15 protein-coding genes and 1 pseudogene are annotated in these 14,055 nt (G+C 62.6%); 4 read left to right on the top strand and 12 right to left on the bottom strand.

The features are described from left to right. Positions 1-304 (top strand): annotated as a pseudogene (locus ACRCSW_RS24610) (phenylalanine--tRNA ligase subunit beta); the annotation flags it as partial. Between the two features lie 88 nt (positions 305-392). On the opposite strand, the gene ACRCSW_RS24605 reads toward ACRCSW_RS24610, so the two are convergent. After that, entirely contained in the window at positions 393-1,073 is a 681-nt protein-coding gene (locus ACRCSW_RS24605) for a glutathione S-transferase family protein (RefSeq protein WP_438708289.1), read from the bottom strand. A 106-nt stretch (positions 1,074-1,179) separates the two neighbouring features. On the opposite strand from ACRCSW_RS24605, the gene ACRCSW_RS24600 reads away from it, so the two are divergent. Beyond that, positions 1,180-1,770, top strand: a complete 591-nt coding sequence (locus ACRCSW_RS24600; RefSeq protein ID WP_438708288.1) for a TetR/AcrR family transcriptional regulator — start codon at positions 1,180-1,182, stop codon at positions 1,768-1,770. Between the two features lie 804 nt (positions 1,771-2,574). Further along, complete coding sequence (locus ACRCSW_RS24595; RefSeq protein WP_438708287.1) at positions 2,575-3,009, top strand: hypothetical protein; 435 nt, start codon at positions 2,575-2,577, stop codon at positions 3,007-3,009. A 353-nt stretch (positions 3,010-3,362) separates the two neighbouring features. On the opposite strand, the gene ACRCSW_RS24590 is transcribed toward ACRCSW_RS24595, so the two are convergent. The 11 genes from ACRCSW_RS24590 to panB form a co-directional block, all read right to left on the bottom strand. Beyond that, on the bottom strand, positions 3,363-4,034 hold the full coding sequence (locus ACRCSW_RS24590; protein ID WP_438708286.1) for a DUF1523 family protein: 672 nt from the start codon (positions 4,032-4,034) through the stop codon (positions 3,363-3,365). Positions 4,035-4,045: 11 nt separating this feature from the next. Further along, positions 4,046-4,324, bottom strand: a complete 279-nt coding sequence (locus tag ACRCSW_RS24585; RefSeq protein ID WP_438708285.1) for a hypothetical protein — start codon at positions 4,322-4,324, stop codon at positions 4,046-4,048. Next, a complete protein-coding gene (locus tag ACRCSW_RS24580) occupies positions 4,325-5,680 on the bottom strand; it encodes a DUF6638 family protein (protein WP_438708284.1) in 1,356 nt (451 codons plus the stop codon). Further along, positions 5,677-6,048: a hypothetical protein gene (locus ACRCSW_RS24575; protein WP_438708283.1), complete on the bottom strand. Its 372-nt coding sequence runs from the start codon at positions 6,046-6,048 to the stop codon at positions 5,677-5,679. Before ACRCSW_RS24575 ends, ACRCSW_RS24580 begins: the two co-directional genes overlap by 4 nt. Beyond that, positions 6,045-6,431 (bottom strand): hypothetical protein, encoded by a 387-nt coding sequence (locus ACRCSW_RS24570; protein WP_438708282.1) that lies wholly within the window; start codon positions 6,429-6,431, stop codon positions 6,045-6,047. Before ACRCSW_RS24570 ends, ACRCSW_RS24575 begins: the two co-directional genes overlap by 4 nt. Before the next feature lie 31 nt (positions 6,432-6,462). Further along, entirely contained in the window at positions 6,463-6,879 is a 417-nt protein-coding gene (locus tag ACRCSW_RS24565) for a hypothetical protein (protein WP_438708281.1), read from the bottom strand. A gap of 10 nt (positions 6,880-6,889) precedes the next feature. Next, entirely contained in the window at positions 6,890-8,818 is a 1,929-nt protein-coding gene (locus tag ACRCSW_RS24560) for an ATP-binding protein (protein ID WP_438708280.1), read from the bottom strand. A 74-nt stretch (positions 8,819-8,892) separates the two neighbouring features. Continuing rightward, positions 8,893-10,020: a hypothetical protein gene (locus ACRCSW_RS24555; protein WP_438708279.1), complete on the bottom strand. Its 1,128-nt coding sequence runs from the start codon at positions 10,018-10,020 to the stop codon at positions 8,893-8,895. A gap of 355 nt (positions 10,021-10,375) precedes the next feature. Beyond that, positions 10,376-11,446 carry a hypothetical protein gene (locus tag ACRCSW_RS24550; RefSeq protein ID WP_438708278.1) on the bottom strand — a complete coding sequence of 357 codons (1,071 nt, stop codon included), beginning with the start codon at positions 11,444-11,446 and terminating at the stop codon, positions 10,376-10,378. Between the two features lie 274 nt (positions 11,447-11,720). Then, a complete protein-coding gene (gene panC, locus ACRCSW_RS24545) occupies positions 11,721-12,560 on the bottom strand; it encodes a pantoate--beta-alanine ligase (protein WP_438708277.1) in 840 nt (279 codons plus the stop codon). Continuing rightward, on the bottom strand, positions 12,557-13,387 hold the full coding sequence (gene panB / locus ACRCSW_RS24540; RefSeq protein ID WP_438708276.1) for a 3-methyl-2-oxobutanoate hydroxymethyltransferase: 831 nt from the start codon (positions 13,385-13,387) through the stop codon (positions 12,557-12,559). The genes panC and panB overlap by 4 nt, the downstream gene beginning before the upstream one ends. Positions 13,388-13,551: 164 nt before the next feature. Between panB and ACRCSW_RS24535 the strand changes: the two genes are divergently transcribed. Beyond that, a complete protein-coding gene (locus ACRCSW_RS24535; RefSeq protein WP_438708275.1) occupies positions 13,552-13,893 on the top strand; it encodes a cupin domain-containing protein in 342 nt (113 codons plus the stop codon). Positions 13,894-14,055: the final 162 nt, after the last annotated feature.

Raw genomic sequence — 14,055 nt, 5'->3', positions numbered from 1 at the left:
GATCAGCGATCTGCAGGCGGTGGAACGCGACTTTGCCTTCGTCGTCGACGCAAAGGTCGAGGCGCTGACCGCCGTGAATGCCGCGCAGGGAGCCGACAAGGCGCTGATCGAAAGCGTCCGCGTCTTCGACCAGTTCGCGGGCGAGAAGGCCGAGGCGCAGATGGGGGCGGGCAGGAAGTCCATCGCGCTGACCGTACGGCTGCAGCCTACCGCCACGACCTTGACTGAGGCCGAGATCGAAGCGGTTTCCGCGAAGATCATCGAGAAGGTGACGAAAGCGACCGGCGGCAGCTTACGGGCCTGACCGGCCGCTCATCGCGTGTCTTCGACGCTCTTCGCTGGGGCAGCGCCAGCGAGGAGTGCACGAAGTGCATCGACGAGCGGCCCCTTGCCTAAGCGGCCCGGTTGACGTTCTGCGGGAAGAGGGCGCGCTGGGCTTCCTCGTCGAAATCCTGCTTGAAGCTGTGCTTTTCGCGCAGCTTCTGGACGGCAGCAGCAGCAGGACGGGCCGATATCTCGTCGAAGAGCCGCTTCGCGTTCGGGAACCCCGCCAGCCCGTCGTCAAAGATGTAGCCCGCAAAGTTCATCCACCCCCAGGCGCCGATGTCGGCGATGGAATAGGTGTCGCCGCCCAGGTATTTCGTAACACCCAGCCTGTCGTTGATCACCGTGTAGTGCCGCGTGACTTCCTTGAGGTAACGGTTCTTGGCATAGGGCAGATCCTCGGGCGCCATCTTCAGGAAGTGAACCGCCTGGCCCGAGAACGGCGACAGCCCGGTCGCGACAAAGAAGTGCCAGCTGAGCACGCTCGCCCGTGCCACGCGGTCCTTCGGCAGGAAGGCGTCATGCTGCTCGGCAAGGTAAAGCAGGATCGCGTTGGAATCGAAGATCGTCGCGCCGTCATCTTCCAGCACCGGCAGCTTGCCGTTGGGGTTCCTGGAAAGGAAACCGGGCTGGTGCTGTTCGCCCTTGAAGGTGTCGATGGGCGTGACCTCATAGGGGGCCTTCACCTCTTCCAGCATCAGCGCGACTTTCAGCGGGTTCGGCGACGGGTGAAAGTAGAAGGTGCGCATGTGATCTTTCCTTTCATGGATGGCGGGGGGAAGTCGTCCTTTGCTTGAAGGCCGACTTATGTAGTGGTATAGACATTAATGAGGTAATGGTGCAAGGCTTAATGTAGTGACCACTACAGAAAATGCGGTCGGCCGCGGACGACCACGGAAGTTCGATCTGGAAACGGGGCTGTCGACCGCGCTGAAGCTCTTCTCGCGGCATGGCTACGATGCCGTCGGCATCAGCGAGATCTGCGCGGCCCTGGGGATCACCCCGACCAGTCTCTATGCGGCCTATGCCAGCAAATTCAACCTCTTCCAGCGCACGATCGACCGTTACGCCAACAGTTCGGGGCGCTTCGTCGGCAAGGCTCTGGCCGAAGCCGCTGACCCGGACGACCTCTGGCACCGCCTTCTGCATGCCGCCGCCGTGCAGTATGCATCCGGCCCCGACAAGGGCTGCCCGGTGCTGGACGGCCTTATCGGCTCACGCGACCCGGAGGTGATCGCCTTCATCGGAGAGCGCATCGAGGCGACACGCCTGGCCATCCGCAACCGCCTGGCCGAGCTTGGCGATCCCGAAGCAGACACCAACGCCCTCGCGATCCTTGTCGTCATGCGCGGCCTCTCAGCCTCCGCCCGCGCGGGGGCCAGCGTCCAGGACTTGACGAAGGTCGTGGACAATCTGGCGCAGACCCGCCGTCCGCCAAAGAGCTAGGGACCGGCGCCAACCCCCCGCTGCCGCAGTTTCCTCGCCAGACCAGAGAGTTACACCCCGGGGCCGCAAGGCGATCCGGACGCTCTCATCCCCCACCGCCGTCACCAAAGTCTGGTCCGCCACCTACAACCCCTTCGGCGGCGTCCACACCTCCACCGGCACCCTCCCCACCGCCCGCTTCCCCGGACAGTGGTTCCAAAGCGAGAACGGCCTTCACCAGAATTGGATGCGAGATTACGACCCGACGACCGGAGCTACCTCCAGGCAGACCCCCTCGGGCTGATCGACGGGGCCTCCTGTGTGGGTATGTGAAGCAGAATCCGGGGAGGTTCACGGACCCGACCGGTCTATGGGTGCCGGGTCCGCAGTCAGATAGCTTGCCGCACGACAATCCGTACGCAGATGACTTGGTCCAGTGTCAGGATGGTTGGGAAAGCTGTCATCAAATGTGGGAGGAAGAGAAAAAAATCCCGCAGTGGGTTCAAATGGATGAGCATCTCCCAACAGGCCGCATGTAAGGAGCGCGCTGATCATCGACACAATTTGTGCAAGAACGAAGTGCCTGAAGCCTTGTGGCCACCCAAGTGGAGCGATGCAGACGAAGACGTACCGGGGCCAACAGGCAACAACATGAAGATGCCACTTGTCCAAATGCCTGATGCCGTGGAGCTAGGCTTTTGGAGCACGCTGGGACTGGTGTTTGGTTACTTGTTTTTTAGTACAATACGATGATCTACTTATGGAGTCAGTACCAGATCTATCTTCAACTCAGTAAATCGAGGAACAGAAACGAGAGGCGTCTAAATGCAAGCTCTTATCTCGAAGCGAAACGATATTTGCATGGTATCTATCGATGAAAGTGGTGTTTCTGCCGACTTCATCTCTGCCGCCGCGGGCCTTGTAACAGTGCTCCGCAACCAACTTCTCGAAAGCAAGAAATTGGTCACAGATTTTGAAGTTGCGGTTTCTGCACTTGGCTTCTTTTCAGTCATTGGAGACAAAGCAGCGTTTCTGGATTTTTTGCCCTTGTCGCTCGATCTTTGCGATACCGACGGTGTCAGGCTGTATAGAGTCGCATCTCATTTTCATACCTTTTGGCTTTTGCTGAAGTACTCTTCTACGCCACTAGAGAAGGATGTGCTCATTTTGGAGCTTACCAAGAGATTTGGTGACGAATATGTTTCCGCTCTTATGGCCAAAATGGCGGCGCGAAACATGGCCTGGGTCAGCGAGCTGTAGGGTGGGTGCCAACCCACCACTCTTTGTTGGCGGGGTTCCGCCAATCATCGTCTCACCGATCACCTGATCCGACCTCAACAAGGGGTGACCCACTCGGGCTGGGTTAGGGCGCCACTATGGCAGGTGTGAACCCACTACTCCCCTTCATCCCTCAATCCCTAACAACTCCCTAACGGCCCCATAACCCATTGAAATCGCGTGGATCAAGCTCTTGTCCCACCGTGGGTCAAGAGCCGGCCGGATGTCGGAGTTCGAGACCACCGGCGCGCTCATCCGCGAATACGTCTTGAACTGCCGATCAGTTGGCCGCCAACACTTCCATGCTGGTTGTTCGGCTCACTCCTGGGCAAGACCTACTTCTTCGCCCGCCAGGTGTTCACCCAAGCCCCGATCCGCCCGAAGAACCCGCGCGCTTCCTTCTTCGCGGCCTCCACCCTTGCGCCCGCCGCGTCAAACGTATCGCCCACATCGGCCAGCGCGGGGTCGACCATCCTCTCACGGAACTGCAGCCACATCTTGCGGATCATGAAGACCGCGAAGGCGAGGAAGCCCAGGATGATGATGTTCAGCCAGGGGATCAGCGTGACGTTCGGCCCTTCGACCGGCGTAAGGCTGACCGCATTCGGGAAGATCGAGAAGATCGGCAGCCGCCAGCCGTAGTGCGTGATCGCGACCCACTCACCGCTCTGGCGCGAGGCATTGGTCGCCTCGGCCTGCAGGGTCGAGCTGTCCCACTTGAAATACGGCGGCCAGAACCAGCCGGTGTCTTCGTTGCGGTAGGTGATCGTGCCACCACCGTCGAAGACCCCGTCGATGAACCGGATATCGCGTGACGTCGTCTCGGTTTCGACCCCGGTCCCCGTGTCCTCGATCGAGTAGAACATCCAGTTCCCGCCGATCTGCGTCACCCGGTTGTAGGTGTTGATCACCTGCACCACGTCGCGCTGCGGCAGGGTGTAGTGCAGGAACAACCCGAGGATCAGGACCAGAAGGATCCGGATGCCCCATTTGATCTTGGTCCACATGGCGGTTCCTCTCAGGCCCAGTTCACGAAGTAGATCGTCGCCAGAAAGCCGATGGTCGGCAGGATGTAGATAAGCCAAAGGAGCCGCTTTTTCAGCCCCTTGTCATATTGGGCAATGCCCGCGTCGATGAAGGCTGTCCGTTCCGCCTCCGGCACACCCTCTTTCGACGGGTCCGTATCCCATTCTTTCTCAAGCTTCTCGCGCCGGACGGACCTCGAATAGATCGAGGTGACGAAATAGATGATCGTCAGCGCCACATACATGAAGAACGCAAGCCGCAGCCAACCCATCTACCGTCTCCCTCCCCATGGCCCCGCTATCGGACCCCGCGTCGGCTTTGGCCCCGAAACCATCTCCGGCCGCTGCAATTCGTCCATCCCCGGCTCCGGGCCAAAGAGGGCCGTCCGCGCGCCTTCCCGGTCCACCTGATACTCCCGCGCGAGGAAATCGGCCACATAGGTCTTCTTCCGGTCGCTCCACCCGGCATACTGGGCGTAGAACAGCTCCTTGTGGGTGATGTACATCTGCCGCACGTCCATGGGCGCCAGCTCGGACAGGAGCATGTTCACCAGGTCCCGGTCGCGCCCCGCCTTCCCCCGCAGAGTATAGAAATACGCCGGATGCTCCGAGGTGATCTTCGGCCAGGGCCCCCCAGCCTCCACCCAGCGGAGGAGGTCGGCCAGCCCCAGGAACTCCTCCGGCAAAGCCGAGCCCAGCTTGTAGGCGATCTTCCGCAGCTCTGTCCGGCGTGCGTCGCCCAGCTCCAGCCCCAGCCGGTCCGCCGCGTCGACGAGGATGAAATCCATCTTCTGCCGCAGCACCGCCGCCGAATCCATGCCCCGAGCCTGCACGATCGGCTCGGTCAGGTTGTTCCGCTCCAGCCAGTCGGCGATCTGGTTCCTGTGCGTGAGGTCCATGACCTGCGGCACCGGCACCTCGCCCAGAGACTTCCAGTCCAGCGTCGAGATCGCCCCCGGAAACCGTACGTCGCGGAAGATGTAGACCCCGCCGAAATGGCTGGTCCAGAAATTCGCCTGCTCGAAGGTCATCGCAGGAAGGCTGATCGGCACCCGCGTCACGTCGCCGGTTTTCTTCGCCAGCCCGATCATCTCGGCCACCAGCACATCGTCGCGCCAGCCGTCGGGTTCCGTCCGGAAGCGGTCGATCATCTTCGCCAGCTTCGCCGCGTCCGCCACATGCCCGCCGATCGTATCCGCCTCCACCGTCACCTGCCGGATGTCGAAAAGCTTGGCCGGGGTGTCGACCGCGTAGACCGAGTTCTGCAACTCCCCCGCCACCGCATCCCTTGCGGTCAGCGCAAAGAGCTGCGCCTCGTTCTTCTCGATGAACTGCGTCAGGATCCCCCGGCTGGTGGAGAACCTGATGTTCAGCAGAGGCGCATCCTTCTGGGCTGTCGACAGCAGAATGAACTGCCGGTTCGCCCCGTTGGGGTTGAGGTAGTGGTCGTCATCCAGCTCATCCCCGATCTCGGGCGAATAGCCGGAGAGGTCGATGTGGAAATCGTCGAGCTTGGTGACCTTCCCCGTCAAATGCTTGAGCGCCCGGTTGTAGCGTTCGATGAGGGCCGGAGAGGACACCTCGATCAGGTTCCCGAACATCAGGCCGTGGGTGATGAGGCGTTTCATTCTTGTTCCCGCGTTGCGCCTGACCCGCTTAGCTTGCCGAAGCCCATGGCAACTGCAGCTAGAACGAGGCCCCCTGCAAGCAGGATCACAGCATTCACAATGAGAAACCTCAATCCAGGCCATATCCCAGCATTGGGATCATTCAGGTTCAGTCCCTCTGGCGACCACGGTAGCCACTCGAGCGAGACCATCAAGACGCCCGCACTCAGGGCAGTTGCAACAGCGATAAATGCCCCAAATGCAAACGCCGCCCGCTTCCGCCCCTCCCGCGAAAGGCGCCAAAGCAGCCAATGACCTGCCGCCAGCACAAACATCACCGGCGGAACCGCAAGCCATATCCATGAATCACTGCCGGGGTTGCCCATCATACCTTCCCCCTTTCCCCATCCGTCATCTTCAACCCGATCCGCCGGTTCAGCTCCTGCGCCTTCACCAGCCAGACGAACCCGAGGAGCGGCCCCCAGAGCATCGCGAACAGCGCCGAGCGGCTGAGGAAGAAGTTCGCCCGCTCAACGGGGTCCCGGACGAACTGCTCATAGGCCCCCTCATTGATCGCCGCATAAAGCCCGGCCATCACCACGGCGCCCACCGCATAGGTCACGACCGCCGTCTTGAACGCCGCCCAGCCCAGCGCCCGATGTGACTCGTTCCCCTTTCCGGAGAACCATCCGGGCAACAGCACCACGAGGCCGCAAAGCAAGACCAGCGGCAGGATGGAATTCCAGAGATTGAGCGTAAAGGCCTCACTCACCCCTTCTCCTCCAGATACCGCTGCATCTCCATCAAACTGTCCCCTCAATCCGTCGCCAAAAGCGCAGCGCCGCAGTTCCGGTTACGCCCAGCCAGACCATAGCCGACACGCCAGCGGCAACCAGAACCCCGTAAAGATGCTCAAACCCGGCCCCGACCTGCGCAAGGATGTGGGCAGGCACCAGGATGAGATCACCCACAGCAGACCCCGTATCAGGCGGCGCAATCACATCGCGCGGATCAAGGAGGACAAACGCCCGGTCCGCCCCCCACATGGCCCCAAAGGACACAACCGCAGCCCCCGCCAGGATCAAGACGCCAACGACCCATCCTGCTCCGTATCGCCCGATCACCCGGCGAGAAAATGCCACTGCCGCCAGCGCTGTCAGGGCGCAAAACACCGCAACAACACCTGCTTCAAGAACAAACTGCGACAGCGTGTAAGTCATCCCGGGCTGCTCACCCCTTCCCCTCCAGATACCGCCGCTTCGCCTCTTCCGTCCGGCCGAAGTCCCTTACCATCGTGGCAATCGCCACCTCATCCGACTTGTCGGCATAGCGGAACTCAGAATCGGCGTAGCGGTTGACCTCCTGGATCACCATCTCGACCGTGATCGGGGTCATCAGGCCGCGGATCATCGTCAGCTTCTCGTCGTAGGGCTTGAAGAGGAAGAGATCGGGGTTCTCCATCCACTCGTCCGGCAGCTCGAAGTCCATCGCGCGGACCTTCACCGCATCGGTGATGTTCTTGACCGCGCGGCCGGTGAACCGTTCATCCGCCTGCTGGATGGCCTTGAGGTACATGCCCATCTTGGCCAGCGTATCCAGCGGCCCGATGTCCTTGGCCACCTGATCCCAGACCTTCAGCAACCCCTCTTCATGCGGCTTCGAGTGCCCCTCGAACGAAGCCGCCACCGCCTTCTTGATCTCCTGCGCCGCGAAAAGCTCATGGTCCCCAACAGGGATCGCATGGTTCTTCCCCAGCAAAAGCGAGAGGATGTCGATGTAATCCTCCTTCGACTGCGGCCCGTCGACCAGGAACCGCGCCCCGGCCCTTTGCCGCAAAGCGTCGTCCACGTTCTCCGGGTAGTTCGAGAACATCCCGAAGGTGCAGTTCCCCCGCACCACCGTCCCCGCGCCCGCGAAGGCCCCCATGAAGACCGCCGTCACCTCCTGCTGACCCGCGCTGGACTGCCGGTCCCCCCGCTTGCCCGCCACCTGGTCGATGTCATCGATTGTGCCGAAGCCGATGACCGAAGGGTCCACCACCGCGTCGATGAAGGCCTTGGCGTTCTGCCCCGACTTGCCCTGATAGCTGTCGATCTGGTCGATGGCGAAGTTCTGGTAGCGGAACGGATAGCCCGCCGCCTTGCAGTAGTCGTTGAGCAACCCCGCCATCATCTGGATCAGCGTGGTCTTACCGGTGCCGGGCTTCCCATCCCCCATGAAGGTAAAGATGAACCCGCCAAGCTCGGCAAACGGATTCAGGCGGCGTTCGAAGTCATAGGCCATCAGCATCTTCGACAGCCGTAGCGACTGGTACTTGGCGATGTGGTTCCCCACCACCTCATGCGGCTTCTTGAAGGCCATGGTGATCTGGCCACCCTTCGCCGCCTTCGCAGGCTTGAACCCCGCGATGGTCAGCCCATCCGCCTCGACCTTCCACGACCCGCCAGTAAACACAGACACCCGAGCCCCATTCTCCGCCCGGATCTGCACCTTCTTCATCAGTGCCTCGGCAAAAGCCGACACGACCGCCACCAGCTTCACTTCATCGGTCGCCAAAGCGCCGATATCCTGATCCAGCTCCCACAAAGCCCCCTGCAGCGCCAGCGGAGCATTGTCCGTCAGAACCTCCTCAACCTCCCCCAGCTCGACAGTCGTCGACCCCACATGCGGCGCGATGAGGTAAGCCAAAGCATTGGCAAAGGTGAACAAAACCACCAGCGCCTCACCCTGCAGAAGCTCGCCGAACTCCCCCCGCTTCGCCTCCGGCACCCGGCCTTCAAGGTTCGCCTTCTTCAGCTCAGCGAGCCCCGACTGCGCCGAAAACGTCTCTCCCATCGCCAGCGCAATCGCCAGCGACCGCCGCAACGCGTTGAGACAAGCCGCCTGCACCGGCGTCACCAACCCATCGCCGAGCCCCTCGATCCGCTCCGCCAGCCGCACCCCGCCCGGCCGCGCCGTTGACCGCGTCGCCATCCCCGGCACGGTCGACCGGAACGTCGGCCGCGTTCCCACCCCCGGAGACCGCTCCACCGCCACAGCCTGCACCAAAGGCTTAGCCAGCCGAGGCGCGTGATCAAAGCCGAAGACCATCCCCAGGGCCGCCTCATACTGCGCCTTGATCGTCTCTTCCTTCAGCTCCATCGTGTCACGCGTGCTCATCGGCCAAACCCTTTCATTCTTTGTCCACAAATATCCCGGGGGTCCGGGGGCTGGCCCCCGGGGGTTTCCACAAGTCACAACGTCGGGATCAGCCGCCCCCCCGCCCCAACCACAAACTTCCGCAAGCCGCGAAGGCCCTTCGGGTCCTGCTCCACGAGCACCTGATAAGGCCGCTCGGGCAGAATGATCATCCGGTCCTGCCGCGTGGCCCCCAGCTCCGCTCCCGCTACCGCATCCAGCTTGTAGACCTGGCGCTGGACCGATGAGAACCACCCGTCCTTCACCTCTTCCTCGCGGTCCGAGACCAGATCCTCGACCGTCCAGACCAAAGCCCAGTCCTGCCCCTCAGGCGCCTTCGCGCCCTCCAGCACCTTGGAGATCGGCCCCGACTGCAGGGTGAAACTCGCCGAATACATCGGCCCCAGGATGATCCGGCGCAGCCGCTTCGGGTGCAGGTCGGGGAAATCCTTGTCGAACCCCGTGGCAATCGTCAGCAGCTTCAGCCCCCCGATCGCCTGAGCCATCAGCGCGGCCTGCACTTCGGGCCAGCGGTAGGCGTCGTTCGGCAGGGGCTTCCCGCCCGAATCCTCAAGGTCCATGAGGTACACCACCGGCAGGTTGACCTGAGTATCCCAGACCGCCCAATGCACCAGAAAGTGCCGCCGCTGGCCGAGGTCCTCGACCCACTGCGCGTCCGGATCGTTCCGCGCCCAGAAGATGCCGCCCGCCGCCAACGCCTCGTAGTAGTACCGCTGCGACAAAGCGAACTGCAGCGCGGTAGGGATCGTCAGGTCCCCCACGATCTGCCGCACCATCCTGTCCTTCAGCTCGGTTTCCGACGGCATCCCACCCAGATGCCGCTCTGCCTGCTGGGCATCGACCGCCATGGTCATGAGTTCCTGCGCAACCGGAAACCCGCTTTCGTGCCGGTCAATCGTCAGCTTCGGAGCCCCCTCGCCCCGACCGGTCATCAGATACTTGTGGTTCAGCGCCCGGAAGGTCGTCGCGACGGCCTTGAGGTAAGTCCCCAAAATCCGCGCTTCGGTCCGGTTCAGCCGGCCTTCCGTCTCCATCTCCGCCGCCACCCGGCCAAGATAGCCGGTGATCCGGTCGAACTTGGCAAAATACCGCCGCGCGACGAGCGTGTCGTAAAGCTCGGCATGGTCCGAGACGAGCTGGTCCTTGACGGTGGGGTCAGGCATGCTTCGACCACCCGCTAGCCTTAACCTTTGTCACGGTCGCAGCCGATATCTGTCGTCGATTTCCAGGAAGTAGGACCAGAACCAACGCCAACGCATGGTCGGCAATTGCCGACCTTTCTGAGCTACTTCGGACTCCACCCATGGAACCATCCGCCGAAAAAGGCACATACCCCCACCAACCATCGCGACCCAAATTGGTAGAAGGATGAGAAAAGTCACAACCTGGTTCATCGTCTCGGAAAGACCCAGCGGCCAGCCCGGCCCTGAAAACTCGCCCGCAAAGAACGGCCAAGCAAGAATGTAGGGCGTCCAGATTAGGCCATTCCGAAGAAAGACCTTCCGCCAGGCGGACATTTCACTCCCCATACGCGTTCTTGTCGTGCTTCTCGACAATCGCCGCGAACCGCCGCGCAAACCGCTCATCCGCCTTGGCCTTCTGCTCCAGGATCTGGCGGGCAAAGACCATGTGCTCCTCATGCTTCTCCAGCATGTCGGCCATCTTGTCGTTGGTCGCCGCCCCGATCGCCGCCATCGCGGTCTGGGCCTCCTGGTCGGTCTTGACCCCGATCTCGTTGATCCGGTGCGCCACGTCCTGCTGCTGCGCGGTCTTCAGCGACGACGTCAAAGCGTCATACAGAACCACCCGCTGCTTCGTATCCGTCTGCAGCTTGTTGATCAGCACCAGTTGCGTCGCCGCCTGGTTCTGCAGCGAATCGACCCAGGTCTTGCCCTTCTCGATATAGCGCTCCAGCGTCTGGCTCTTCGCGAGCTTCACCTGCTCGTCCTGCACCAAGGCGTTGTACTTGGCGTTCAGGTTCGCAAGCTCCGTCTCCAGCTTCGTCCGCGCCGCCGCGTCCTGCTCGACGGCGATCTTGTTCTCCAGCTCGATGATCTTCGGATCAAGCGAGGCCACTTCCGCCCGCACCGCCTCAAGCGCGCCCACGGTTTCCTCGCGTTCGGTCAGCGTGCCCGCAAGGTTCCCCTCCACCCGAGTCTTCTGGGTGTTCAGAAGGTCAAGCTGGCTCTGCAGCAGCTTCACGATCACGTCCGATTTCGAGATCAGGTCCTGCAGCTTGTCGTCGACGGTCGCCGAGCGCATCCGCTCCTGCCGCATCGATTCCGCCTTGGCGTTCGAGAAGATGCCGATGAAGCTCTCCATCCCGGTCTTCGTCCGCATTTCGTTGAACTCGGCCGAGAAGCCAGCCGTCACATCGTCCAGCCCCATGATCAGCTCGGCGATGTTCGCGTTCATTAGGTCGGTGTGCTTGTGCACATCCTCAAGCGTGGCGTTTTCCACGTCGAGCGTGACACCCTGGTCGATCTTCGACCGCGCCTCCTCGATCCGGCTGGTAATCGCAGAAATCTTCGCCTGTGCCTCGGCCACCTGAGCCTGGCTTTCCTTGATCTGAGTCTCGAAATCGGCCATCACGCCCTCCGTTGAACGTCGTTTGCATCACATAGTGATGTAACATCAAATTACATCATTCCGGCGGAGCGATTTTGGACCCCGCCACTCGAACCAAGTCTTGCCGCAACGCGTCCATCTCGCAAGGCCGGAATCGGCAGACCTGCATTTGCTCTTTTCGCAAGTACTCTCGGGGGGTTTGGGGGGCGAAGCGCCCCCAACGTCCGAGGAGGAGGCGAAGCCCGACGACGAGACAAAAGACTTGCGCGCAAGCGCTCAATTTGAAAACCGCCAGTCACACGGGAATGTTGTCGATCAGCCGCACACCATCGACCCAGGCCGCGGCCAGCATCCGGCGCGGGCGGCGCGGGTCGTCCGAGGGCATCAGCGTCTCGGCATCGCGAAGCTCGATGTACTCCACCCGCTCGAACCCCGCCGCGCGCATGGTTTCCGCCGCCTCGCGGATCGCCATCCGGTCCGCATGCCCCGCACGGATGTCGTCCGCCGCCCGGGTGATCGAGGCATAAAGCACCGGCGCCCTGGCCCGGCCCTTGGCCGTCAGCCGGACGTTCCGTGACGACATCGCCAGCCCGTCCGCCTCGCGAATCGTCTCGCAGCCGACCACCTCCACCGGCACGTTCAGGTCACGCACCAGCCGCAGCACCACCTGCAGCTGCTGCCAATCCTTCTGGCCGAAATACCCTTTGTCGGCCAATGACATGCCGAAAAGCTTCATCACCACCGTCGCCACGCCGTCGAAATGACCGGGGCGCATGTGGCCCTCCAAGGGCTGCGCCACGCCCTGCATGGTGACCGTCGTGATGAAGCCGTCCGGATAGACCTCCTCGACCGGCGGCGCGAAGATTGCGTCCACCGGGACCGTCCACAGCAACGCCGCATCCGTCGCCTCGCTCCGCGGATACTTCTTCAGGTCCTCCGGATTGGTGAACTGCTTGGGGTTCACGAAGATCGTCGTGATCACCCGGTCGCACTCGGCCCGCGCCCGCCGGGCGAGCGACAGATGACCGTCATGCAGCGCCCCCATCGTGGGCACCACGCCGATGACCTCGCGCTTCGCCCGCCAGCCCCGCGCCAACGTCCGCAGCTCGGCCACCGTCCGGATAATCGGGATCATTTCTTCACCGGCGCCACATCAGGAAACGAATGCTCCGCCGCCGGGAAGGCCCGTGACCGCACCTCGGCCGCATAGGCCGCAATCGCCTCATCCGCCGCACGCCCAAGCTCGGCATAGCGCTTCACGAATTTCGGCCGGAAGTCGGTGAAAAGTCCCAGCATGTCATCCACAACCAGCACCTGCCCGTCGCAATGCACCCCCGCGCCGATGCCGATCGTGGGGATCGAAAGCCCCTGAGTGATCCGCCCCGCCAGCCCCTCCGGCACCTTCTCCAGCACCACTGCGAACGCCCCCGCGTCCTCCACCGCGCGGGCATCGGCCATCACCTTCTCGGCCTCTTCCGCCCGGCCCACGACCTTGTAGCCGCCCAGCGTGTTCACCGACTGGGGAGTCAGCCCGACATGCGCCATCACCGGCACCCCTCGCGCCGTCAGAAACGCGATGGTCTCCGCCATATGCACCCCGCCCTCCAGCTTCACCGCCGGGGCGCCCGTCTCGGCCATCAGCCGGGCGGCATTGCGGAACGCCTGCTGCGGCCCCTCCTCATAGGACCCGAACGGCATGTCGATCACCGGCATCGCCTTCTGCGCCCCCCTGACCACGGCCTTCCCGTGCAGGACCATCATCTCCATCGTGACACCCAGGGTCGAGGGCAAGCCGTGGATCACCATGCCCACCGAATCCCCCACCAGCACCACATCGCAATGCGCATCGACCAGACGGGCGACCGGCGTGGAATAGGCCGTCAGCACCACCAGCGGCTGACCGCCTTTGCGGGCGCGGATATCGGGGGGGAGCACGGGACGAACGGGGGAAGTGGCGCTCATTTTCGATCCCTCGGCGGTTCGCAATCTGCCCGCCATATGGGCACAAGCGCCCAGCCTCCGCAACAAATTTGCGCCGCAGTGCAGCGCAGCCGTCCGCCCATCCCGCCGCGCCGGGGTTGACCGAAGGCCGCCAACTGGCCCTGAATGCGCGAAAGGAGAGCGCCATGACCCTGATCCAGCGCGTCACACGTGTCGGCACCCCGCCCGAGGTCACCCGCCCGGACCCAGCGAAGCTTGTCACCGGCGACCCGGTTCACACGACCTGGAGCCTGGAAGAAAGTGACGGCCTTTACGCCGGCCTCTGGCAATCGACCCCCGGCAAATGGCGGGTCAGCTATTCCGAGTGGGAGTATTTCCACATCATCAGCGGCTATTCGATCCTGACCGGATCGGATGGCAGCGTCACCCAGCTGCATCCGGGTGACAGCCTGATCCTTCGTCCCGGTTTTGAAGGCACCTGGGAAGTCGTGGAAACGACGCTGAAGGACTACGTCATCCGGCTGTAGCGCTGTCAGACGTCCCCACGACCACCGTAGTGCCCGAGATTTCCGGACGCGGGCACTCTTCCGCCACAATGCCCCGGCGTTCGCAGGCGGCCAGGCGCTTGCGGTCGGCCTTCTCGGCGGCGACGCTGTCCTTTGCCGCCTGCTTCTCGATCGCGGCCATGT

Source organism: Tabrizicola sp. (assembly GCF_051645465.1).
Classification (GTDB): domain Bacteria; phylum Pseudomonadota; class Alphaproteobacteria; order Rhodobacterales; family Rhodobacteraceae; genus Tabrizicola.
The sequence above is the reverse complement of the archived record's forward strand: the minus strand, read 5'-3'. Positions and strand labels throughout refer to the sequence as shown.